Below are 20569 nucleotides of genomic sequence, written 5' to 3'. Positions count from 1 at the left end.
AGAAGAAGTCCCGCTTAGCTCAATTGCTGAGCGAGGATGTCGCGCAAAGATTTCGGGGGACGGCCCGAAAGACGCTCGACATCGCCGGTCACGATATCGAATTTCCCCTGGACGAAGGTGCGCTTGATCTCAGCCATCGCCTCAATGATGAGGTCGGGCAGGCCCGCCTGAGACAGGCCAGCACGCAGTTGAGCTTCCGTGATTGCTGCGTAGCTGAAAGGCTTTCGGAGAATGTCAGCCACCAACTTGGCGCGTTCGGCGCCACTGATGGTCGCAGGTCCGGTCAGGTTGTAGATCGCGCCCGCGTGGCCTTCGCCGAGGAGCGCACCAGCGGCGGCGGCCGCAAGGTCATCGCGAGAAACATATGCGACACGCTCATCACCGAGACCGGCGAGCATGCCCTGGCCCAAGGACATCTGGATTTCCTCGGCCATCGACTGGGAGTAGTAATTCATGCGCAGGATGGTCCAGTGCGCAGCGGTCTTGATGAGGTGCTGCTCGCCCATCCAATAGGCCTCGCCGAGGCCATGACCCTTTTCCTCGTGTGTCCCGGCAGCCGAAACCAGAAAGACGTGGCCAACCCCAGCGCGCCGGGCCGCATCGATGGCCGCTGTGAGTTGCTTGCCGCGAACGCCCGGCTGCAGCTCCGAGCTTGGAATGATCAGCAGCCGATCGAGCCCCGTGTACGCCCGTACGAGTGTATCCGGGTGGTCGTAGTCGCCTAGCCGCGCTTCGATCCTGCCTTGCACGCTCTCAGGCGTACGAGAAATTCCAACCAGTTGATGCCCGCCTCCGCGAGCGATCAATTCTGCAACAACAGCTTGGCCGAGCTTCCCGCTCGCTCCGCTGACTCCAACTCTCATTACGATATCCTTTCAAACGTACAATTTGTACGTGACGATAAGATGGATATCGAGTTACAACAAGAATGCACAGGAATGTGCGCCGCGAACACGAATGTTCGTGGCGATTTGAAAGGAAATCAGATGACACCTTCTGCAGCCCGCAAGGGCGCGTTTGTAGAGCACGACCCCGAGGACTGCCGGGCTGTCGGCCAGATCATCGATCTTATCGGTGACAAGTGGACGGTCATGGTCGTGGGCGCTCTATCGAACGGGCCACTTCGTTTCAACGCCATCATGCGCGAGATCGGCGGCGTGTCCCATCGCATGTTGACGCTCACCCTTCGCGCCCTAGAGCGCGAAGGGCTGGTGACGCGTACGGCGTATGCGACGATTCCGCCGAAGGTGGAGTACGAACTGACAAAGCTCGGTCGCTCGCTGATTGATCCCTTGCGCGTGCTTGGCGCCTGGGCCGTGCGGAATCGCCCCGTCATGGAGAAGGCGCGGGCGAAGTTCGAAAAAGCAAAGGCGCAGGCAGCCTAGGAGTGATGCCTGTGTGCCTCAGCTTAGTGGCGGCAGACCGGGATCGATACCGGTCATGGCGACTGATACATCCCAGAGCCGACGAGCGAGCGCAGGGTCCTGCGCTTCGGCTGACCGAGACGCTTCACCTGAAGCACCTCTGACGCCGCCGAATTGTGTCGGGCCGTAATAGCCACCCGGCTTGATCTGCCCCGTCGCCGCTTGCAGTGCAGGCCATGCGCCCTTGGCGGCACTGTTGAGAACCACCCTGACGAGAGGGTTCAGAATCTGAAACGCTCCCATGTAACGGCCGAGATCAGTCGCGGCCATGCCCGGATGACAGCCAGCCGCCGTCACCTGCGATTCGGCCGCGCGCAGGCGACGGTCCAGTTCAAAGAAGAACAGCGCATTGGCAAATTTGCTGGCGGCATAGCGCTCGAAGCGGTTGTAGCCTTTGTTGGCATCGAGATCGTCCCATTCGATCTTCGCGCCCTTGTGAGCGATGCTGGAGGTCACGACGACCCTGGCTCCACCAGTTCTAGCCAGTTTCGGCAGGAGCAAGGAGGTGAAGGCAAAGGTGCCAAGATGATTGACGCCAAACTGGAGCTCGAAGTTCTGCTTGGTGCGCATCAATGGCGGGGTCATCACGCCAGCATTGTTGATGAGGGCATCGATGCGCGGCTCCTTCGCCGCCAATTCGGCCGCCGCGCGGACGTTTGCGAGGTCAGCCTGGTCAAGCGGCAGGAAGGCGAGATTGGCGTGTGGCGTCGCCTGCCTGATCTGCGCCATGGCGGCGTCGGCCTTTACCTGGTCTCGACAGGCCAACAACACCCGTGCTCCACGTTCCGCCAGGACACGGGATATCTCGAAGCCAATCCCGGTGTTGGCGCCTGTAACGATAAAGACCTTTCCCGACTGGTTAGGGACGTTGGCTTCGGTAAATCCGGACATGTTTCATTCTCCTTCATTTATTGAGTGAGCACGCGCTCATTTTTCGGTTTGCGAAAATCATGCGGCAGTGCCCTTCCAGAACAGATCAAAACCGGCTCGCTTGAGGTGTTCGCGGTTCTTCGGATTCGTCGCGATCGCCTCGATGGTGACGTCAGCCAACCCCATCAGCACGGTGCCGATATAGAAAGCCGCCCGTTTAGGATCGACATGTCCAGCAAGGCTCCGTTCGATCATCTCGCGACTCTCGCCGAACAACGCGTCACAGCGCTTCCTGCTCTCGTCGCTGATGCGGTCGGACACCTTGAGTTGTCGCAAGGCCTTCCGCCATGTGGGGTTCGCAATCCCCCACTCCACCAGGCAGTCCCAGATGCGGCGAACACGATCGTGCGAATCTGCATTGGTGGAGACTGCAGCAAACACGGTCTCGGCGAGATTGGTTTCGATATCGACGAAAAGTTGGTTGAGCAGTTCGTCCTTTGTCGCGAAGTAGGTGAAAAGTGTGCCCTCCGAGACGCGCGCCGCTTTTGCAATGTTCGCCGTTGAGGCACCCGTCCCGACAGCCGCGACCAACTCAGCGGCGGCCGCCAAGATCGCTTCGCGCTTCTGTTCACTGAGGGGCCTGGCCATTGCTCTGTATTTCCATAATTGACTGAGTACATACTCAATTATTAGGGAGCAGATGTCAAGGCCAGTCGGGTCAAGCTCCCGTGCGGATCTTCCCCGCCCAGTCATAGACGTCCTGAAGGAGGTGCCGATGAATGGCCCGGTAGTGAGCAGACATGAATCGCAGCACAAATCGCAAGTACTGCCACTCGGGGTAGCTATGGCTGTCCGCACCGCCCCCGCCTGCCTGCCATCCCGAAATATGGGTTGTGCATCGCAGCATCGGCATTAACTAAAGCCTCTGCATTTCAGAGGTGAGCTTCTTGTCCGACGTCAATGCCGACGATTGGGTGTCCTCCGGACACCGTCCCATGGGTTTTCCCGAATTCGTCATCGTGATCGCGTCCATCATGGCGCTGAATCCGCTTGCAATGGACATGATGCTGCCGGCGCTGCCCAATATCGGGGCGGCCTTCAAGATTCCCGTCGCCAACCATCTCCAGCTCGTGCTGTCGACCTTCCTGATCGGCTTCGGCGCGGGCCAGTTCGTCATGGGTCCATTATCGGACCGCTTCGGCCGGCGGCCGGTGCTGCTCGGCGGCATGGCGGTCTATGCGGTGGCGAGCGTGCTGGCGGTCGCAGCCCCCTCGTTCGAGACGCTGCTGCTGGCGCGCGCGCTGCAGGGGCTCGGCACCTCGGCGACGCGCGTGATCGCGACTTCGATCGTGCGCGACTGCTATGTCGGCCGCCGCATGGCGAGCGTGATGTCGCTGGCGATGATGGTGTTCATCGCGGTGCCCGTGATCGCGCCCTCGTTCGGCCAGGCGGTGCTGCTGGTGACGGCGTGGCGCGGCATCTTCGTCGTGCTGATGCTCTACGGCCTGCTCGCGCTCGCATGGTGCGTGCTGCGGCTGCCGGAGACCTTGCCCGAGACCGAACGCAGATCGCTGGCGCCCGCCGACGTGCTCTCGGCATTCCGGCAGACCGTGACCAATCGCCAGACCATCGGCTATGCCACGGCCGCCGGCAGCGTCATCGGCGCGCTTTTTGCCTTTGTCTTCTCGGCTCAGCAGGTCTTCACCGGCATCTATCACCTCGGCCATTACTTCCCGCTCGCCTTCGCCGCGATCGCGGCCGGCACGGCCGTTGCCGGCTTCCTCAATGCGAGGCTGGTCGGGCGGCTCGGCATGCGCGTGATCTCGCACGGCGCGTTGACGCTCTACACCGCGGTCGCCGGCGTGATGCTGCTGACGGAATGCCTCGGCATGCTGCCGCTCTCCCTGTTCATGGTGCTCTCCGCCCTGATGATGTTCTCGTTCGGCATGATGGTCGCGAACTTCACCGCGCTCGCGATGGAGCCGCAGGGTCACATCGCCGGCACCGCCTCATCGCTCTACGGCTCGATCACGACGTTGATCGGCATCGTCGTCGGCATGGCGATCGGGCAAAGCTTCGACGGCACGCTGCTGCCGTTCTCGGTCGGCTTCTTCCTGTCGACGCTCGCGGCGTTTGCGATTGTGCTGGTGGTGGAGAAGGGACGGCTGTTCAGGCCGCATCATCGCCCCATCGCGTGAGGAACTTACCGGCGCACTCAATGTTGTACTGCAGCAATTCGAGAGGTCGCCTTAATGCAATCGGAACACCGCGAAGATCGTCACGCTCCTGATCAGGAACAGGAGGCGGAACGTTCGGAACAGCACGCCAAACAGGCTGCCCTCCCCACTCCCTTCGCCAGTGAAGGGCTGGAGCGCGTGCGCGACAGCCACTGCTGATTGCGAAAATCTACTCCGGCGCGCGTCTGTTGGCGCTGAAATCGTCCGCGGCGCTCTCAGGCGCGGCGCGGCTTTCGCGCGGCGGCACCAGCAGCACCACCACGTCCCGCGTCACGCCAGGCCGGCCCCACAGCGTCGCCTGCACGGTAAACTCGCGCTTGACGAAATGCCCGGCCCGCGCGGAGACCCCCTCCACCCACCTGCCGCAATTTTCCTGATCGCGAAAGCACAGCGCCGCCCAGCCGCGGTCGAGCGTCGTCCTGCGCGGCAGGCCCCAGGTGTGCTGGTACGCGAATGGCCGCGCATAGTGCGGATGGTCCGGACTGTAGAAGGCCGTCGCGAAGGCCAGCGAATCGTCACCGCTCACGGCGGCGAGCGGCTGGCCGGTCAGTTCGCGCCATTGCCGGGTGAGTTCAACGGCGGCCTGCGCATAGAAATTCCGCCCCTCTTCGTAGCCATGGGTGTTGCGGTAAACGGCATGGATGGGCGCTGCGACCAGGACGGCGGTCATGGCGACACCGGCCACCATGACCGTGAGATTGACGGTGTGGAACCGCTCGATCGGGTAGCCCGTACCGCAGACCACGAGCACGACGAACAGGAACAGTCCCTGGAGCGCCCATAGCGACGGCAGATCCGTGCCCATGGCCAGCGATGTCAGAACCGGCAGCGTGACGGTGCCGATTGCAATGTAGAACAGAAGCCTCAGCCCCGGGCTCATTGCCGCGAAGTCGGCCGGCACCCGCTTCAACCGCGTGCCGGCGATGAGCAGCCAGAGCACGGCCGAGACGCCCATGGCCGCCGCCAGGCCCAGGAGAAAATTCCTCACGTCGCCAAGCGAGGTCGCGACGTCGCCATTGGCGTGGTTCAATGCATAGGTGAAGGTCGAGGCGCCGGTGGTCGCGAGCCAGTAGATGTGCGGTGACAGCGCCACGAGACCCGTGACGACCGATATCCAGGGCGAGGCAGAACGGAAATAGGCACCTCGCGCCGGATGAGCCAGCGCGGCGAACGCAAAGCTCGTCACGAGGAAGATGGAATAGTATTTGCCGACCATCGCCAGCGCCGTCGTGCCTCCAACCGCGACCGCCCAGACGGCGCGGCGGGTCTCGAATGCCCGCAGGAAGCACCAGGTCGCCAGCGGCCAGGCTGCCAGCAGCACCGAATTGGCATTGAAGCGCTGCGCGTGGAATTGATAGGCCGGTGTCAGCATCAGCAGCAAGAGCACCAGGATGCGCTTGTGCCCCGTCACGAACTGGCGCGAGACCAGGTCCACGCAGAACAGGGCGAGGCCCGCATTGGCCATTGCCATCAATTGCAGGGACCAGTCGCTCGTCGGGAAGACAGAGGTCCAGGCCGCCGCAATCCAGCCCATCAGCGGCGGATGCTTGTGATAGCCCCACGCGAAATGGCGTCCCAGCGTCCAGGCCTCGAGCGTATCGGGATGCAGGCCACCGCCGGCATAGGCGACGGCCAGATAGAGCGTCCAGATCGCGACGAAACAGGCAATGAGAAGCGGCACTGCCCAGCCCGCCTCAACATGATCGAGCCAGCGCAGGAACGGCCGGCGCCATCGCGCTGGCGCGCGATCCGACCGTTCGGCCAGCGCCTGGAATGCAAAATCAATCGGCAAGGGATTAATCGAGAAACGAGAGTGACGTGCGAGTTGCACGTATCTATTTCAGGATGGAAACAAATAGCAACGGTCGGAAACTGGAAGAGCTAAAAGGTCGCGCCGCCTGCTCGGGCTGACACGAGGCCGACAAACGACAACGGCGCCGCTGGTGACAGCGGCGCCGCGCGATGGTCGAGACGCAAGGCGCGGGGCGCGCCCTCTCCTTATTCGGTCTTGTCGATGTTCCAGAACACCGGGGTGGCCGGACCGTCGATCACACCGGTCAGCGACTTGCGCCAGGCGCTGGGCGCCTGATACTGGCCGAGCGGCATGTAGAGCACCTGATCGTAGGCCTCCTTCTGGATCTCGGTCGCGATCCTCTTCCGCTCGTCAAGCGAGCCAGCACGAACGAAGGTGTCCTTGAGCTGCTCGATCCTGGCGTCCTCCGCCCAGCCGAACCAGCCGCCCTTCTTGCCCTGCCCGCCGACGGCGACGTTGGAGATCGGGTTGTCCACGTCGGCGCTGACCCAGTTGGTGATGAACATGTTCCAGCCGCCCTCCTTCGGCGGCTTCTGGCTGGCGCGCCGGCTCACCACCGTCTGCCAATCGGTGGCCTGCAGGTCGATATTGAAGCCGGCTTCGCGCAATTGCTGGGCCACCACGATCGGTTGGGCCTTCAGCAACAGCACGTCGCCCGGCGCCATGAGCACGACGGGTGTCCCGTCGTAACCGGACTCGGCGAGCGCCTTCCTGGCCGCGGCGATGTCGCCGCCCTTCGCCAGGGTCTCACCGCCAACCTCTGCCGCGAACGGCGTGTCGCAGATGAAGACCGCGACGCAAGTCTTGTAGTACTTGGGATTGCCGATCAGCGCATCGAGCACGTCCTTCTGCTTGATCGCCAGAAATGCTGCGCGGCGGACCTTGACGTTGTCGAACGGCGGATGAAGGAAGTTCATCCGTGCACCCGTCTGGAATCCGAACTTGTTCAGGATCTCGAGCTTGAGGTCCTTGTCGGCTTCAATGGCGGGCAACATGTCGATGGCAGGATTTTCCATGAAATCGATGTCGCCCGACTGAAGCGCGTTCAACGCCGTCTGCGAGTCCGGCATCGTGATCCATTCGACGCGGTCGACCTTGACCACCTTGCCGCCGGCGGTCCAGCTCGCCGGCTCCTTGCGCGGCACATAGTCGGTGTTCTTGACATAGACCGACTTCACCCCGGGCTGGAATTCAGCCTGCACGAACTTGAAGGGGCCGGAGCCGATCTGCTCGGGAATCTGCTTGTCCACCGGCGTCTCGGCAAGACGCTTCGGCATCATGAAAGCGACCCGCGAGGACGGCTTGCCGATCGATTCCAGCACGAGCGCGTACGGCTCCTTCAGCTTCAGCGTGATGGTCCTCGGGTCGGTTGCCTCGATGCTCGCGGTGAACAGCATCATCTGCTGCCCCATGCCATCGACGGCGGCCCAGCGCTTCAGGGAGGCAACGCAATCTTCCGCGGTGACTGGCGTGCCGTCATGCCACTTCAGACCATCGCGCAGCGTGAAGGTGTAGGTCAGCTTGTCGTCGGAGATCTTCCAGTCCGCCATCTGCGGCTGGATCTTGAAGTTGGAATCCGTCGAGATCAGCGTGTCGTAGACCATGTAGCCATGATCACGCGAGATGTAGGCGCTGGTGAAGATCGGATCGAGGATGCGCAGATCCGAATGCATCACGGCGGTAATGGTCTTGCTGGCGGCGAGAACTGGCGAGGCCAGCGCCGAAAGCGCAACGACCGACAGCGCAAGTGTGGAGGCGAACGTCCGACGTCCTCGGCGCACGAGTTGGAACACTGAAGTTCTCCTGCAAAGTTTTCTTGGGGAGTTCTCTTAGGCAGTTCTCCTGGGCAGTTCTTTTGGCGAACGGCGCCGCTGATAGCAGCGGCGCCGCGTGACCATCTGGATGAACGGCGCGCTGATGCGCCCTCGCCTCACTCGGACTTGTCGATGTTCCAGAACAGCGGCGTTGCGGGACCGTCGAGCACGCCGGTCAGCGATTTGCGCCAGCCGCTCGGCAGCAGATACTGGCCCAGCGGGATGTAGATCACCTGCTCATAGGCTTCCTTCTGGATGTCGGCGGCGATCTTCTTCTGCTCGTCGGCCGAGGACGTGCGGACGAAAGCGTCCTTGAGCTGCTCGATCTTGGCGTCTTCCGCCCAGCCGAACCAGCCGCCCTTCTTGCCCTGGCCGCCGATCGAGAGATTGGCGATCGGGTTGGAGACGTCGGCCGCCACCCAGTTGGTGAAGAACATGTTCCAGCCGCCTTCCTTCGGCGGTTTCTGACTGGCACGGCGACTCACCACCGTCTGCCAGTCGGTCGCCTGCAGGTCGACCTTGAAGCCGGCCTCGCGCAGGAGCTGGGCCGCGACGATCGGCTGTGCCTTGAGCGTCGTGACATCGCCGGGGGCCATGACCACGACCGGGGTGCCGTCATAGCCGGACTCGGCGAGCGCCTTCTTGGCTTCCGCCATGCCACTGCCCTTCACCAGGGTCTCGGCGCCGACCTCGGTCGCCAGCGGCGTGTCGCAGATGAAGAAGGCGCCGCAGATCTTCTGATACTTGGCATTGCCGACCAGCGCGTCGAGCACGTCCTTCTGGTTCATCGCCAGGAAGGCCGCACGGCGCACCTTCACGTTGTCGAACGGCGGATGGAGGAAATTCATCCGGCCGAGCGTCTGGAAGCCGAACTTGTTCGAGACCTCGACCGTGAGCTCCTTGTTCGCCTCCACCACCGGCAGCATGTCGTAGGGCAGATTTTCCATGAAATCGATGTCGCCCGACTGCAGCGCATTCACTGCGGTCTGCGAGTCCGGCATGGTGATCCACTCGACGCGATCGACCTTCACCACCTTGCCGCCGGAGGTCCAGCTCGCCGGCTCCTTGCGCGGCACGTAGTCGGTGTTCTTGACGTAGACCGCCTTCACGCCGGGCTGGAATTCCGACTGTACGAACTTGAAGGGACCCGAGCCGATCTGCTCCGGGATCTGCTTGTCCGGCGGCGTCTCGGCGAGGCGCTTGGGCATCATGAAGGCGACGCGCGAGGACGGCTTGCCGATCGAGTCGAGCACGAGGCCGTAGGGCTCCTTCAGCTTCAGCGTGATGGTCTTGGCGTCGGTCGCCTCGATGCTGGCGGTGAAGTCCATAAGCTTCTGGCCCATGCCGTCGACCGCGGCCCAGCGCTTGAGCGAGGCGACGCAGTCCTCCGCCGTCACCGGCGCGCCGTCGTGCCACTTCAGGCCGTCGCGCAGGGTGAAGGTGTAGGTGAGCTTGTCGTCGGAGATCTTCCAGTCCGCCATCTGCGGCTGGATCTTGAAGTTCGAATCGGTGGCCACCAGCGTGTCGTAGACCATGTAGCCATGGTCACGCGTGATGTAGGCGGTCGTGAAGATCGGGTCGATGATGCGCAGGTCCGAATGCATCACCGCCGTGATGGTCTTGCCGGCGGCAAGCACTGGCGAGGCCAGGCCGACCGAAAGCGCGACGACCGACAGCGCGAGTTTGGAGGCGAACGCGCGAGACCCCCGGCGCATGAAGTGGAACATGGAAAGTTTCTCCTGACGTGAAACTGTTCAAAGGCAGATTATTGGTTGAGCATTCGGTTCGTTCCTTGGGCGAACTAACCTCATGCAATGCCTTTATCTTTCGAGACTTGCAGACAGTGCCGAGCGCGTCAATCCGGTTTCGCCGCAGCCCCTCGCGGCGTCCGCACGGGCTCCACAAAGTTCGGTTTAGCTCTACAACACTCTCCGCTCATCCTGCCCGCGCGATGCAATGCGCGTTCCATCTTTCGAAGCCTGAGAGACATCAAGATGAATCCAGCCAATCTTCCCTTCGATTCCGAGGCAATGCTCGAGGGCCTGCGCGGCTGGGTGGAGTGCGAGAGCCCGACCTGGGACGCGAGCGCCGTGAACCGCATGCTCGATATCGCAGCGCGGGATATGGCGATCATGGGTGCGACGATCGAGCGCATCGCCGGCCGCCAGGGCTTTGGCGGCGTGATCCGCGCGCGCTTCCCGCACCCGAAACAGGGCGAGCCGGGCATCCTGATCGCCGGACACATGGATACGGTCCATCCGGTCGGCACCATCGAGAAGCTGAAATGGCGGCGTGAGGGCAACAGATGCTACGGGCCCGGCATCTACGACATGAAGGGCGGCAACTATCTCTCGCTGGAAGCGATCCGGCAGCTGGCGCGTGCCTCCTTCACGACGCCGTTGCCGATCACCGTGCTGTTCACGCCGGACGAGGAAGTCGGCACGCCCTCGACACGCGACATCATCGAGGCGGAGGCCGCGCGCAACAAGTATGTGCTGGTGCCGGAGCCCGGGCGCGCCGATAACGGCGTCACCACGGGCCGATATGCCATCGCGCGCTTCAACCTGGAGGCCACGGGCCGGCCCAGCCACGCCGGCGCGACGCTGTCGGCGGGCCGTTCGGCGATCCGCGAGATGGCGCGGCAGATCCTCGCCATCGACGCGATGACCACGGACGACTGCACCTTCTCGGTCGGCGTCGTGCATGGCGGACAGTGGGTCAATTGCGTCGCCACGACCGCGACCGGCGAAGCGCTCTCGATGGCCAAGCGCCAGGCCGACCTCGACCGCGGCGTCGAGAGGATGCTGGCGCTGTCAGGCACAACCAATGATGTCACCTTCAAGGTGACGCGCGGCGTGACGCGTCCGGTGTGGGAGCCGGATGCCGGCACCTTGGCGCTCTACGAAAAGGCCCGCGGCATCGCCAAGGCACTCGGCACTGAGCTGCCGCATGCGAGTTCCGGCGGCGGCTCCGACGGCAACTTTACCGGCGCAATGGGAATTCCCACGCTCGACGGCCTGGGCGTGCGCGGCGGCAACGGCCACACGCTCGAAGAGTATATCGAGGTCGAAAGCCTGGTGGAACGCGGCCGGCTGATGGCGGGACTGCTGGCGACGCTGGAGTGAGGACACCGCGGACACCCCCGTTATGGCCGGGCTTGACCCGGCCATCCACGCCTTTGCGACCGAACACGAAGAAAGATGGATGCCCGGGTCAAGCCCGGGCATGACGACCGTCCGAGGTTCCGACCCGGATGGCACGGGAATTGCTGAAATGTTAGGCTGATGGCAACCTGCTGAACGCGTTGCCACGATTTGACTCTAATCTGACGGATCCAACTTGCTCGGATATCTCGTTCGCCGAATCTTCGCCGCCGTGCCCGTGATGGGCGTCGTCGCGCTGTTCGTGTTCCTGCTGCTGCGGCTGACGCCGGGCGATCCCGCCGCGATTCTCGCCGGCGACAACGCGACACCCGAGCGGCTCGAGCGCATCCGCGCCTCGCTCGGCCTCAACGAGCCCCTGATCGTGCAGTTCATCACCTGGGTGAACAAGCTGCTGCACGGCGATCTCGGCACCTCGCTCATCTCCAACCTGCCGGTGATGAAGATGATCGGCCAGCGCGTCGAGCCGTCGATCTCGATCGCGCTGTGCACCATCATCCTCGCGGTCATCGTTGCCGTTCCCCTGGGTGTGATCGCGGCCTGGAAGCACGGCACCTGGATCGACCGCTTCGTGATGGGGCTGTCGGTGCTGGGCTTCTCGGTGCCCGTGTTCGTGGTCGGCTATATCCTGATCGAAGTATTCGCCATCGACCTGCGCTGGGTGCCGGTGCAAGGCTTCCGCAGCATCTTCAACGGCTTTGGGCCGTTCTTCGAGCGCATGATCCTGCCGACCTGCGCCCTCTCCTTCATCTACATCGCGCTGATCGCGCGCATGACGCGGGCGGCAATGCTCGACGTGCTCGGTGAGGATTATGTCCGTACCGCGCGCGCAAAGGGCATCAACGAGGTCGCGGTGATGATGCGGCATGCGCTGCGCAATGCCGCGGTGCCCGTGATCACCGTCATCGGCACCGGCTTTGCGCTTCTGATCTCCGGCGTCGTCGTCACCGAGAGCGTGTTCAACATCCCCGGCATCGGCCGCCTCACGGTGGATGCCGTGCTGGCGCGCGACTATCCGGTGATCCAGGCGATGATCCTGCTGACGTCGCTGATCTACGTCGTCGTCAACCTTCTCATCGACGTCGCCTACACCCTGCTCGATCCGCGGATCCGGTACTGAGCCAAGGATAAGAACAAGAATGTCGGTCGATAGCCTTCCCCAGTCCTCCATTCCGATCACGTCGCCGCTGCGGCCGCGCTTCGGATTCCTCACCTCTACGCCGATCATCGCGGCGGCAACGATCTGCCTCGCGCTGATCGTGCTGATCTCGATCCTCGCGCCGCTGATCGCGCCGCACGATCCGATCCAGCTGGCGCCGTCGCAACGGCTGAAGCCGTCGTCGGCGCAGTTCCTGCTCGGCACCGACGCCTATGGCCGCGATCTGTTATCGCGCGTCATCTATGGCGGCCGTGTCTCGCTCCTGATCGGAATCGGCTCGGCAATCCTGTCGGTCGCCATCGGGCTGGCGATCGGCCTCGTCTCCGGCTTCTTCAAGCTGATCGATGCCGTCATGATGCGCATCATGGACGGGCTGATGGCGATGCCGAGCATCCTGCTCGCGATCGCCGTGGTGTCGCTGTCCGGGGCCAGCATCTCCACCGTGCTGATCGCGATCACGATTCCCGAGATCCCGCGCGTGGCACGCCTGGTGCGCTCGGTCGTGCTGTCCGCACGCGAAGAGCCCTACGTGGAAGCGGCAATCTCGGTCGGCTCGTCCCTGCCGAAGATCATGTGGCGGCATTTGATGCCGAACACGATCGCGCCGCTGATCGTCCAGGGCACCTATGTCTGCGCCTCCGCGATCCTCACCGAGGCCATCCTCTCCTTCCTCGGCGCCGGCATCTCGCCGGAGACGCCGACCTGGGGCAACATCATGGCCGAGGGCCGCCAGTATTTCCAGATCAAGCCGTCGCTGATCTTCTGGCCGGGCCTTCTGCTCTCGATCGCCATTCTCAGCATCAACCTGATCGGCGATGCCGCCCGCGACGCCCTCGATCCCCGCATGAAGCAGCGGGAGGGGAAGTGAGTATCCTCAGTTTCGTCATTCCGGGGCGCGACGAAGTCGCGAACCCGGAATCCATTTCACCACCGACACTGCGGCCCAATGGATTCCGGGCTCGCGCTACGCGCGCCCCGGAATGACGGCGGAGAGAATCGACGTGACCAACACCGTCCTCGACATCAACAACCTCGTCGTGTCCGTCGGCAAGAAGCCGGGCGGACCAAAGATCATCGACGGCATCTCGATCCAGGTGCGCGAGCGCGAGACGCTGTGCCTCGTCGGCGAGAGCGGCTCGGGCAAGTCGGTGACCTCGCTCACCACGATGGGCCTGTTGCCGAAGGGCACGCTGGTCCCGACCTCTGGCAGCATCAAGCTGGTCGGCGAGGAGTTGCTCACCGCGACCGACCGCCGCCTGCGCCAGCTCCGTGCCACCCAGATGGCGATGATCTTCCAGGAGCCGATGACCGCGCTCAATCCGGTGGTCCCGGTCGGCCGCCAGATCGACGAGGTGCTGCGCGCCCACACCGATCTCGACGCCAGGGCGCGGAGGAAGCGCATCCTCGACATGATGGAGCAGGTCCACCTGCCCCAGGTCGAGCGCATCTTCGCCTCCTATCCGCATCGCCTTTCCGGCGGCCAGCGCCAGCGCATCATGATCGCGATGGCCCTCGTGCTCGAGCCCAAGCTGCTGATCGCGGACGAGCCGACCACCGCGCTCGACGTCACCACGCAGAAGCAGATACTGTCCCTGATCCGCGAGCTCCAGCGTGATCACGGCACGGCCGTGCTGTTCATCACCCATGACATGGGTGTGGTGGCCGAGATCGCCGACCGCGTTGCGGTGATGCGTCAGGGCCGGCTGGTCGAGACCGGCCCGCTTGAAACTGTCCTGCGCAATCCGACCATGGAGTACACCCGCAACCTGCTCGCATCGGTGCCGAGCCTGGTGCCGCGGCCGCCGCGCGAGGAGAGCCGCGAGCCCATCGTGCTCGAGGCCAACGAACTCGGCAAGGTCTACAAGGAGCGCGCGTTCTTCGGCAAAGGCCGCGAGGTCGTCGCTGCCGACAAGGTCACGCTGACGCTGCGCAAGGGCCGCACGCTCGGCATCGTCGGCGAAAGCGGCTCCGGCAAGTCGACCGTGGCGCGCTGCATCGTGCGCCTGATCGATCCGACCTCCGGCGGCGTGCGCCTCGCCGGCCGCGAGATCGCCGACATCTCGCGCCGCCTGCTCCAGCCGCACCGGCAGAAGATCCAGATCGTGTTCCAGGATCCCTACCGCTCGCTCAACCCGCGCGTCACCGTCGGCGAGAGCATCGCCGAAGGCCCGATCAATTACGGCGTGGCGCACACTGACGCGATGAAGCGCGCCCGCGAGCTGCTCGAGCTGGTCGGCCTGCCGGCCGATGCCGTGTCGCGCTATCCGCACCAGTTCTCCGGCGGCCAGCGCCAGCGCATTGCCATTGCCCGCGCACTCGCGCTCGATCCGGACGTGCTGGTCGCGGACGAAGCGGTGTCGGCGCTCGACGTCTCGGTGCAGGCGCAGGTGCTGGAGCTGCTCGACGAGATCCAGAAGCGGCTCGGCATCGCCATCCTGTTCATCACCCATGATTTGCGCGTCGCCGCGCAGATCTGCGACGAGGTCGTGGTGATGCAGCACGGCCGCGTCGTCGAACAGGGCCCGGCTGCCGAAGTGCTGACGCATCCGAGGGAGGCCTATACCAAGGCGCTTCTCGACGCCGCCCCCGGCCGCAACTGGGACTTTGCGAACTTCCGGCCGGTGTCGGAGGGCGTGGTGGCGACGCTGTAGCCTCCCCACTGTCATTCCGGGGCATCGCGAAGCGATGAGCCCGGAATCCATCGAGCCGCAGAGACTGTCGCGCGATGGATTCCGGGTTCGCGCCCAAGAGGCGCGCCCCGGAATGACGGCGGAGAGAGTTCGCGCGCGCGTCCGCAGCATTCCCAAAACGTCTTGACCCTATGCATGGCGCGATTGCTTCCCGCCTTGCTCTCGCAGCAAGGCCAAGGCTAACGTCGCGCACGCATCATTTGCCTGGGACTGAATTGAATGACCCGTATCGCCGTCGGCGGCTTCCTGCACGAGACCAACACCTTCGCTCCGACGAAGGCCACTTTCGCGGACTTCCAGCATGGCGGCGGCTGGCCGGCGATGACCGAGGGCGCCGACGTCTTGAAGGTGATGCGGCGCATCAATGTCGGCCTTGCCGGTTTCGTCGACAGCGCCGAGGCCAACGGCTGGGAACTCGTTCCGACGATTGCCTGCGGTGCGAGCCCGTCGGCGCATGTCACCAGGGATGCCTTCGAGCGCATCGTGAAGGTCATGGTTGACGGCATCGCAGCCGCCGGGCCGCTTGATGCCGTCTATCTCGACTTGCACGGCGCCATGGTGACCGAGCATCTCGACGACGGCGAAGGCGAAATCCTGGCGCGCGTGCGCCGCGTCATCGGCAAGGATGTTCCGCTGGTCACGAGCCTCGACCTGCACGCCAACGTCACGCCCGAGATGATCGCGCATGCCGATGCGCTGATCGCCTATCGCACTTACCCGCATGTCGATATGGCCGAGACCGGCCGCGCCTGCGCCAGACATCTGGCGCTGCTGCTGAAGACGAAGCAGCGCTTTGCAAAGGCGTTCCGGCAGGTGCCGTTCCTGATCCCGATCAGCTGGCAGTGCACCAACGACCAGCCGACCAAGGGCATCTACGAACAGCTCGCCGCGCTGGAGAGCGATGCGGTTCCGACTCTGTCCTTCGCGCCGGGCTTCCCGGCCGCCGATTTCCGCGACTGCGGGCCGAGCGTGTTCGCCTATGGCAGGACCCAAGCCGACGCAGACCGTGCGGCAGATGCGATCGTCAAGCTGATCGAAAGCCATGAGGACGATTTCGACGGCAAGATCTGGTCGCCCGACGACGGCGTGCGCCACGCGATGGAACTTGCCAAGGGCGCAAGCAAGCCGATCATCATCGCCGACACCCAGGACAATCCCGGCGCCGGCGGCGATTCCGACACCACCGGCATGCTGCGCGCGCTGGTGCGCAACAAGGCGAGCGCCGCCACCGGCGCGATCTACGATCCGGTCTCGGCCAAGGCCGCGCATGCGGCCGGCGTCGGCGCGACAGTAACGCTGTCGCTCGGCGGCAAGTCCGGCATTCCCGGCGACGAGCCCTATCGCGAGACCTTCGTCGTCGAAAAGCTCTCCGACGGTCGCTTCATCGCGCCCGGTCCCTACTATGGCGGCCGCGAGATGGAGATGGGCCCGTCCGCGGCCTTGCGCATCGGCGACGTCCGCGTCGTCGTCTCCTCGCACAAGGCGCAGCTCGCCGACCAGGCGATGTACCGCTATGTCGGCATCGAGCCGACCGAGCAGAAGATCCTGGTCAACAAGAGCTCGGTGCACTTCCGCGCGGATTTCGAGCCGATCGCGGAACAGCTGCTGATTTGCGCTGCGCCCGGCGCGATGCCGGCCGACACTGCCTCCCTGCCCTGGACGCGCCTGCGGCCGGGCATCCGCATCAAGCCGAACGGCCCCGTCTTCAATCCTCCTTCACGCTAACCGGACAGGACACATGCCCACGATTGACCGCATCGACGGCTATGCCGACGAACTCACCGCCATTCGCCGCGACCTCCACGCCCATCCCGAGATCGGCTTCGAGGAAGTGCGCACCTCCGGCATCGTCGCCGACAAGCTGAAGAGCTGGGGCATCGAGGTGCATCGCGGTCTCGGCGGCACCGGCGTGATCGGGGTCATCAAGGGCAAGGGCACGAGCGGCAAGCGCATTGGCCTGCGCGCCGACATGGACGCGCTGCCGATGGAAGAGAACACCAATCTGAAATGGCGCTCGACCATTCCCGGCCGCTTCCACGGCTGCGGTCATGACGGCCACACCACCATGCTGCTCGGCACCGCGCGCTACCTCGCCGAGACCAGGAACTTCGACGGCACCGTGCACCTGATCTTCCAGCCGGCCGAGGAGGGTCTCGGCGGCGCCCGCGCGATGATCAAGGATGGGCTGTTCGAGAAATTCCCCTGCGACGAACTGTACGGCCTGCACAACGCGCCCGACCTCAACCACGGCGAGATCGCGATCCTGCCCGGCCCGGCGATGGCCAGCGCCGACTTCTTCGACCTCCGCATCACCGGCTATGGCGCGCATGGCGCGATGCCCGAGCGCTCCAAGGACGCGGTGGTGATCGCGACCACGCTGGCGCAGGCGATCCAGACCATCGTCAGCCGCAACGTCGACCCGTTGCAGGCCGCGGTCGTCTCGATCACCCAGATCCATGCCGGCTCGGCCTATAACGTCATTCCCGGCGATGCGCATCTCTGCGGCACCATCCGCACCTTCTCGGACGAAGTCCGCGCCCTGATCAGCGAGCGCATCCGCACGATCTGCGCCGGCATCGCGAGCGCCTACCAGTGCGAGATCGAGGTCGACATCCGCGACACCTTCGGCGTGCTGGTCAACCAGGTCGAGCAGTCCAAGGTGGTCGAGGAGGTCGCGCGCACCGTCGTCGATCCCGCCAAGGTGATCACCCGCACCCAGCCGAAGATGGGCAGCGAGGATTTTGCCGACATGCTGCAGACCATTCCCGGCGCCTATTTCTGGGTCGGCCATGACGGCTCGGTGCCCGTGCACAATCCCGGCTTCGTGCTCGACGACAAGATCCTGCCGATCGGCGCCAGCATGTTCGCGCGGATCATCGAGACCCGCATGCCGGTAGGCAGCAATGCATAAGAGCGCCGCAGAGGCGGTCACCTCGCTGCACGATCTCGCCGCGGTCGATCTGATCGCGGGCTATCGCGCCAAGCAATTCTCGCCGAGCGAGGTGCTGGAGGACGTGCTCGCGCATGTCGCCACGTGGGAGCCGCATCTGAAGGCACTCTATGCATTCGATCCCGACGGCGCGCGCGAGGCCGCCAAGGCCTCGACCGCGCGCTGGACCGGCGGCGAGCCGTCCGGCGCGCTGGACGGCGTGCCTGTCACGGTGAAGGACAACATCGCGACCAAGGGCGTGCCGGTGCCGCTCGGCGCCGCCAGCGTCAAGCTGGTTCCGGCCGAGAAGGATGCGCCACCCGCGGCGCGGCTGCGCGAGGCCGGCGCGATCATCTTCGCCAAGACCACCATGCCCGATTACGGCATGCTGTCCTCCGGGCTCTCCAGCTTCCACGCGCTCGCGCGCAATCCCTGGGACCTCTCCAAGAATCCTGGCGGCTCCAGCGCCGGCGCCGGCGCTGCCGCGGCGGCCGGCTATGGTCCCTTGCATCTCGGCACCGATATCGGTGGCTCGGTGCGCCTGCCCGCGGGCTGGTGCGGCCTCGTCGGCCTGAAGCCGAGCTTCGGCCGCGTGCCGATCGACCCCGCCTATGTCGGCCGCGTCGCCGGCCCCATGACGCGAACGGTCGACGATTGCGCGCTGATGATGAGCGTGATCGCAAAACCCGACCGGCGCGACGGCATGAGCCTGCCCGCCGAGCCTCTCAATTGGAAAGGGCTGGAGAAGTCCCAGCGCAAGCTGCGCATCGGCCTGATGCTCGATCCCGGCGTCGGCCTGCCGCTGGAGAAACCGGTGCGCGAAGTCGCGGTGAAAGCGGCCAAGGCGTTCGAAACCGCCGGCGCCGTCGTCACCGAGGTCGACGGCATCCTCACGCGCGAGATGCTCGACGGCCTCGACAATTTCTGGCGCGCGCGGATGTGGGACGATCTGTCCAAGCTGACTCCGGCCGAACAGGCAAAGGTGCTGCCCTACATCTTCAAATGGGGCGAGTCCGGCGCAAAGCTGTCGGGCGTCGACGTCATCCGCGGCTTCAACCAGACCATGGCGATCCGTGCCGCAGCGGGAAAGCTGTTCTGCGAGCTCGACTATGTGATCTCGCCGACCGCGCCGAACGTGAACTATTCGGCTGAATGGGCCTCGCCGACCAACGATCCCATGAAGCCGTTCGAGCACATCGCCTATACCGTGCCGTGGAATATGTCGGAGAATCCCGCGATCGCGCTCAACGGCGGCTTCGACGCCAAGGGTTTTCCCATCGGCGTGCAGATCGTCGGCCGCCGCTTCGACGATATCGGCGTGCTCGGCATGGCCAAGGCGTTCGAAGGCCTGCGCGGTCCGCAGCGGCCGTGGCCGAGCCCGCCAGCGCGCTAGCGTCTCAGCACAAGCGCGGGCCCAACCCGCGCATCCATCCTCTTCAAGAAGATGGATTGCCGGGTCAAGCCCGGCAATGACAGAATTGATTCAAGAATACCAGGGAAGGAAACCACCATGGCGTATGAGACGATCAAGTACGAGGTCGCCGAGCAGATCCTCACCATCACGCTGAACCGGCCCGACAAGCTCAACGCCTTCAACGCGCACATGCAGGCCGAGTTGATCGACGCGTTCGACGCCGCCGACAAGGACGACAACGTCCGCGCCATCATCGTCACCGGTGCCGGCCGCGGCTTTTGCGCAGGCGCCGACCTCTCCTCCGGCGCCGACACCTTTGACCGCGACGCGCGGCGCGGGCCGGTGAAGCGCTTCGCCGACGGCAAGGTCGACTACAGCGACCCGCAGGTGCGCGACGGCGGCGGCCAGGTGACCTTGCGCATCTTCAAATGCCTCAAGCCTGTCATCGCCGCGGTGAACGGCCCCGCGGTCGGCATCGGCGTCACCATGCAGCTCGCGATGGACATCCGCATCGCGTCCGAGGCCGCGCGGTTCGGCTTCGTGTTCTCCCAGCGCGGCATCGTGCCGGAGGCCGCCTCGAGCTGGTTCCTACCGCGCATCGTCGGCATCTCGCAGGCACTGGAATGGTGCTATTCCGGTCGCGTCTTCCCGGCGCAGGAAGCGCTCGCCGGCCGCCTCGTCAGCAAGGTCGTCGCCCCGGATGATCTGCTGCCGACCGCACGCGCGCTCGCCAAGGAGTTTGCGGCCAAGACCGCGCCGGTGTCGGTGGCGCTGATCCGGCAGATGATGTGGCGCATGATGGGCGCGGACGATCCGATGGAAGCCCACAAGGTCGACAGCCGCGGCATCTACGCCCGCGGCCGCTCCGACGACGTGAAGGAAGGCGTCGTGTCGTTCCTGGAGAAGCGTCCCGCGCAGTTCAAGAACAAGGTGTCCAGCGATATGCCGGACTATTTCCCGTGGTGGACCGAGCGGGAGTATAAGTGACGCGAAGCGTCATTCCGGGGCTCGCGAAGCGAGAACCCGGAATCTCGAGATTCTTTGGTGCGCAATTGCGC

17 protein-coding genes are annotated in these 20569 nt (G+C 64.5%); 10 read left to right on the top strand and 7 right to left on the bottom strand.

Annotation, left to right across the window (positions count from 1 at the left end; genetic code table 11):
• Nucleotides 1–14: 14 nt before the first annotated feature.
• Complete coding sequence (locus GPL20_RS27450) at nucleotides 15–863, bottom strand: SDR family oxidoreductase (RefSeq protein WP_157333515.1); 849 nt, start codon at nucleotides 861–863, stop codon at nucleotides 15–17.
• A 123-nt stretch (nucleotides 864–986) separates the two neighbouring features.
• Here GPL20_RS27450 and GPL20_RS27445 point away from each other — a divergent pair, with 123 nt between their 5' ends.
• Nucleotides 987–1385, top strand: coding sequence for a winged helix-turn-helix transcriptional regulator (locus GPL20_RS27445; protein WP_157333577.1), 399 nt, complete (start codon nucleotides 987–989; stop codon nucleotides 1383–1385).
• An 18-nt stretch (nucleotides 1386–1403) separates the two neighbouring features.
• Here GPL20_RS27445 and GPL20_RS27440 read toward each other — a convergent pair whose 3' ends face one another.
• Nucleotides 1404–2315 (bottom strand): oxidoreductase, encoded by a 912-nt coding sequence (locus tag GPL20_RS27440; RefSeq protein WP_157333513.1) that lies wholly within the window; start codon nucleotides 2313–2315, stop codon nucleotides 1404–1406.
• Between the two features lie 57 nt (nucleotides 2316–2372).
• Entirely contained in the window at nucleotides 2373–2942 is a 570-nt protein-coding gene (locus GPL20_RS27435) for a TetR/AcrR family transcriptional regulator (protein WP_157333511.1), read from the bottom strand.
• 299 nt (nucleotides 2943–3241) lie between these two features.
• Here GPL20_RS27435 and GPL20_RS27430 point away from each other — a divergent pair, with 299 nt between their 5' ends.
• A complete protein-coding gene (locus tag GPL20_RS27430) occupies nucleotides 3242–4492 on the top strand; it encodes a multidrug effflux MFS transporter (RefSeq protein WP_157333509.1) in 1251 nt (416 codons plus the stop codon).
• 51 nt (nucleotides 4493–4543) lie between these two features.
• Here the strand turns inward: GPL20_RS27430 and GPL20_RS27425 are convergent, their stop codons facing one another.
• The 4 genes from GPL20_RS27425 to GPL20_RS27410 all read right to left on the bottom strand — a co-directional run bounded on the left by GPL20_RS27425 (nucleotide 4544) and on the right by GPL20_RS27410 (nucleotide 9885).
• Nucleotides 4544–4684 carry a hypothetical protein gene (locus GPL20_RS27425; RefSeq protein WP_157333507.1) on the bottom strand — a complete coding sequence of 47 codons (141 nt, stop codon included), beginning with the start codon at nucleotides 4682–4684 and terminating at the stop codon, nucleotides 4544–4546.
• Nucleotides 4685–4700: 16 nt separating this feature from the next.
• Complete coding sequence (locus tag GPL20_RS27420; protein ID WP_254125106.1) at nucleotides 4701–6332, bottom strand: glycosyltransferase family 39 protein; 1632 nt, start codon at nucleotides 6330–6332, stop codon at nucleotides 4701–4703.
• Between the two features lie 197 nt (nucleotides 6333–6529).
• Nucleotides 6530–8137, bottom strand: a complete 1608-nt coding sequence (locus tag GPL20_RS27415; protein WP_254125069.1) for an ABC transporter substrate-binding protein — start codon at nucleotides 8135–8137, stop codon at nucleotides 6530–6532.
• Nucleotides 8138–8274: 137 nt separating this feature from the next.
• The gene (locus GPL20_RS27410; protein WP_157333503.1) at nucleotides 8275–9885 is read right to left on the bottom strand and encodes an ABC transporter substrate-binding protein; all 1611 of its coding nucleotides are present in this window, start codon (nucleotides 9883–9885) and stop codon (nucleotides 8275–8277) included.
• Nucleotides 9886–10152: 267 nt separating this feature from the next.
• Between GPL20_RS27410 and GPL20_RS27405 the strand changes: the two genes are divergently transcribed.
• The 8 genes from GPL20_RS27405 to GPL20_RS27370 all read left to right on the top strand — a co-directional run bounded on the left by GPL20_RS27405 (nucleotide 10153) and on the right by GPL20_RS27370 (nucleotide 20498).
• Complete coding sequence (locus GPL20_RS27405) at nucleotides 10153–11283, top strand: M20/M25/M40 family metallo-hydrolase (protein ID WP_157333502.1); 1131 nt, start codon at nucleotides 10153–10155, stop codon at nucleotides 11281–11283.
• A gap of 214 nt (nucleotides 11284–11497) precedes the next feature.
• Entirely contained in the window at nucleotides 11498–12439 is a 942-nt protein-coding gene (locus tag GPL20_RS27400; protein ID WP_167533234.1) for an ABC transporter permease, read from the top strand.
• A 19-nt stretch (nucleotides 12440–12458) separates the two neighbouring features.
• On the top strand, nucleotides 12459–13346 hold the full coding sequence (locus GPL20_RS27395; RefSeq protein WP_157333500.1) for an ABC transporter permease: 888 nt from the start codon (nucleotides 12459–12461) through the stop codon (nucleotides 13344–13346).
• Nucleotides 13347–13479: 133 nt separating this feature from the next.
• A complete protein-coding gene (locus tag GPL20_RS27390; protein ID WP_347340046.1) occupies nucleotides 13480–15129 on the top strand; it encodes an ABC transporter ATP-binding protein in 1650 nt (549 codons plus the stop codon).
• A gap of 258 nt (nucleotides 15130–15387) precedes the next feature.
• The gene (locus GPL20_RS27385) at nucleotides 15388–16893 is read left to right on the top strand and encodes a M81 family metallopeptidase (RefSeq protein WP_157333496.1); all 1506 of its coding nucleotides are present in this window, start codon (nucleotides 15388–15390) and stop codon (nucleotides 16891–16893) included.
• Nucleotides 16894–16906: 13 nt separating this feature from the next.
• Nucleotides 16907–18079: a M20 aminoacylase family protein gene (locus GPL20_RS27380; protein WP_157333494.1), complete on the top strand. Its 1173-nt coding sequence runs from the start codon at nucleotides 16907–16909 to the stop codon at nucleotides 18077–18079.
• Nucleotides 18072–19490 carry an amidase gene (locus GPL20_RS27375; protein WP_157333492.1) on the top strand — a complete coding sequence of 473 codons (1419 nt, stop codon included), beginning with the start codon at nucleotides 18072–18074 and terminating at the stop codon, nucleotides 19488–19490. The genes GPL20_RS27380 and GPL20_RS27375 overlap by 8 nt, the downstream gene beginning before the upstream one ends.
• A 117-nt stretch (nucleotides 19491–19607) precedes the next feature.
• Nucleotides 19608–20498 (top strand): crotonase/enoyl-CoA hydratase family protein, encoded by an 891-nt coding sequence (locus GPL20_RS27370; protein WP_157333490.1) that lies wholly within the window; start codon nucleotides 19608–19610, stop codon nucleotides 20496–20498.
• Nucleotides 20499–20569 lie beyond the last annotated feature (71 nt).

The sequence above is a fragment of the Bradyrhizobium cajani genome (assembly GCF_009759665.1).
In the GTDB taxonomy this organism is placed as follows: domain Bacteria; phylum Pseudomonadota; class Alphaproteobacteria; order Rhizobiales; family Xanthobacteraceae; genus Bradyrhizobium; species Bradyrhizobium cajani.
The sequence above is the reverse complement of the archived record's forward strand: the minus strand, read 5'-3'. Positions and strand labels throughout refer to the sequence as shown.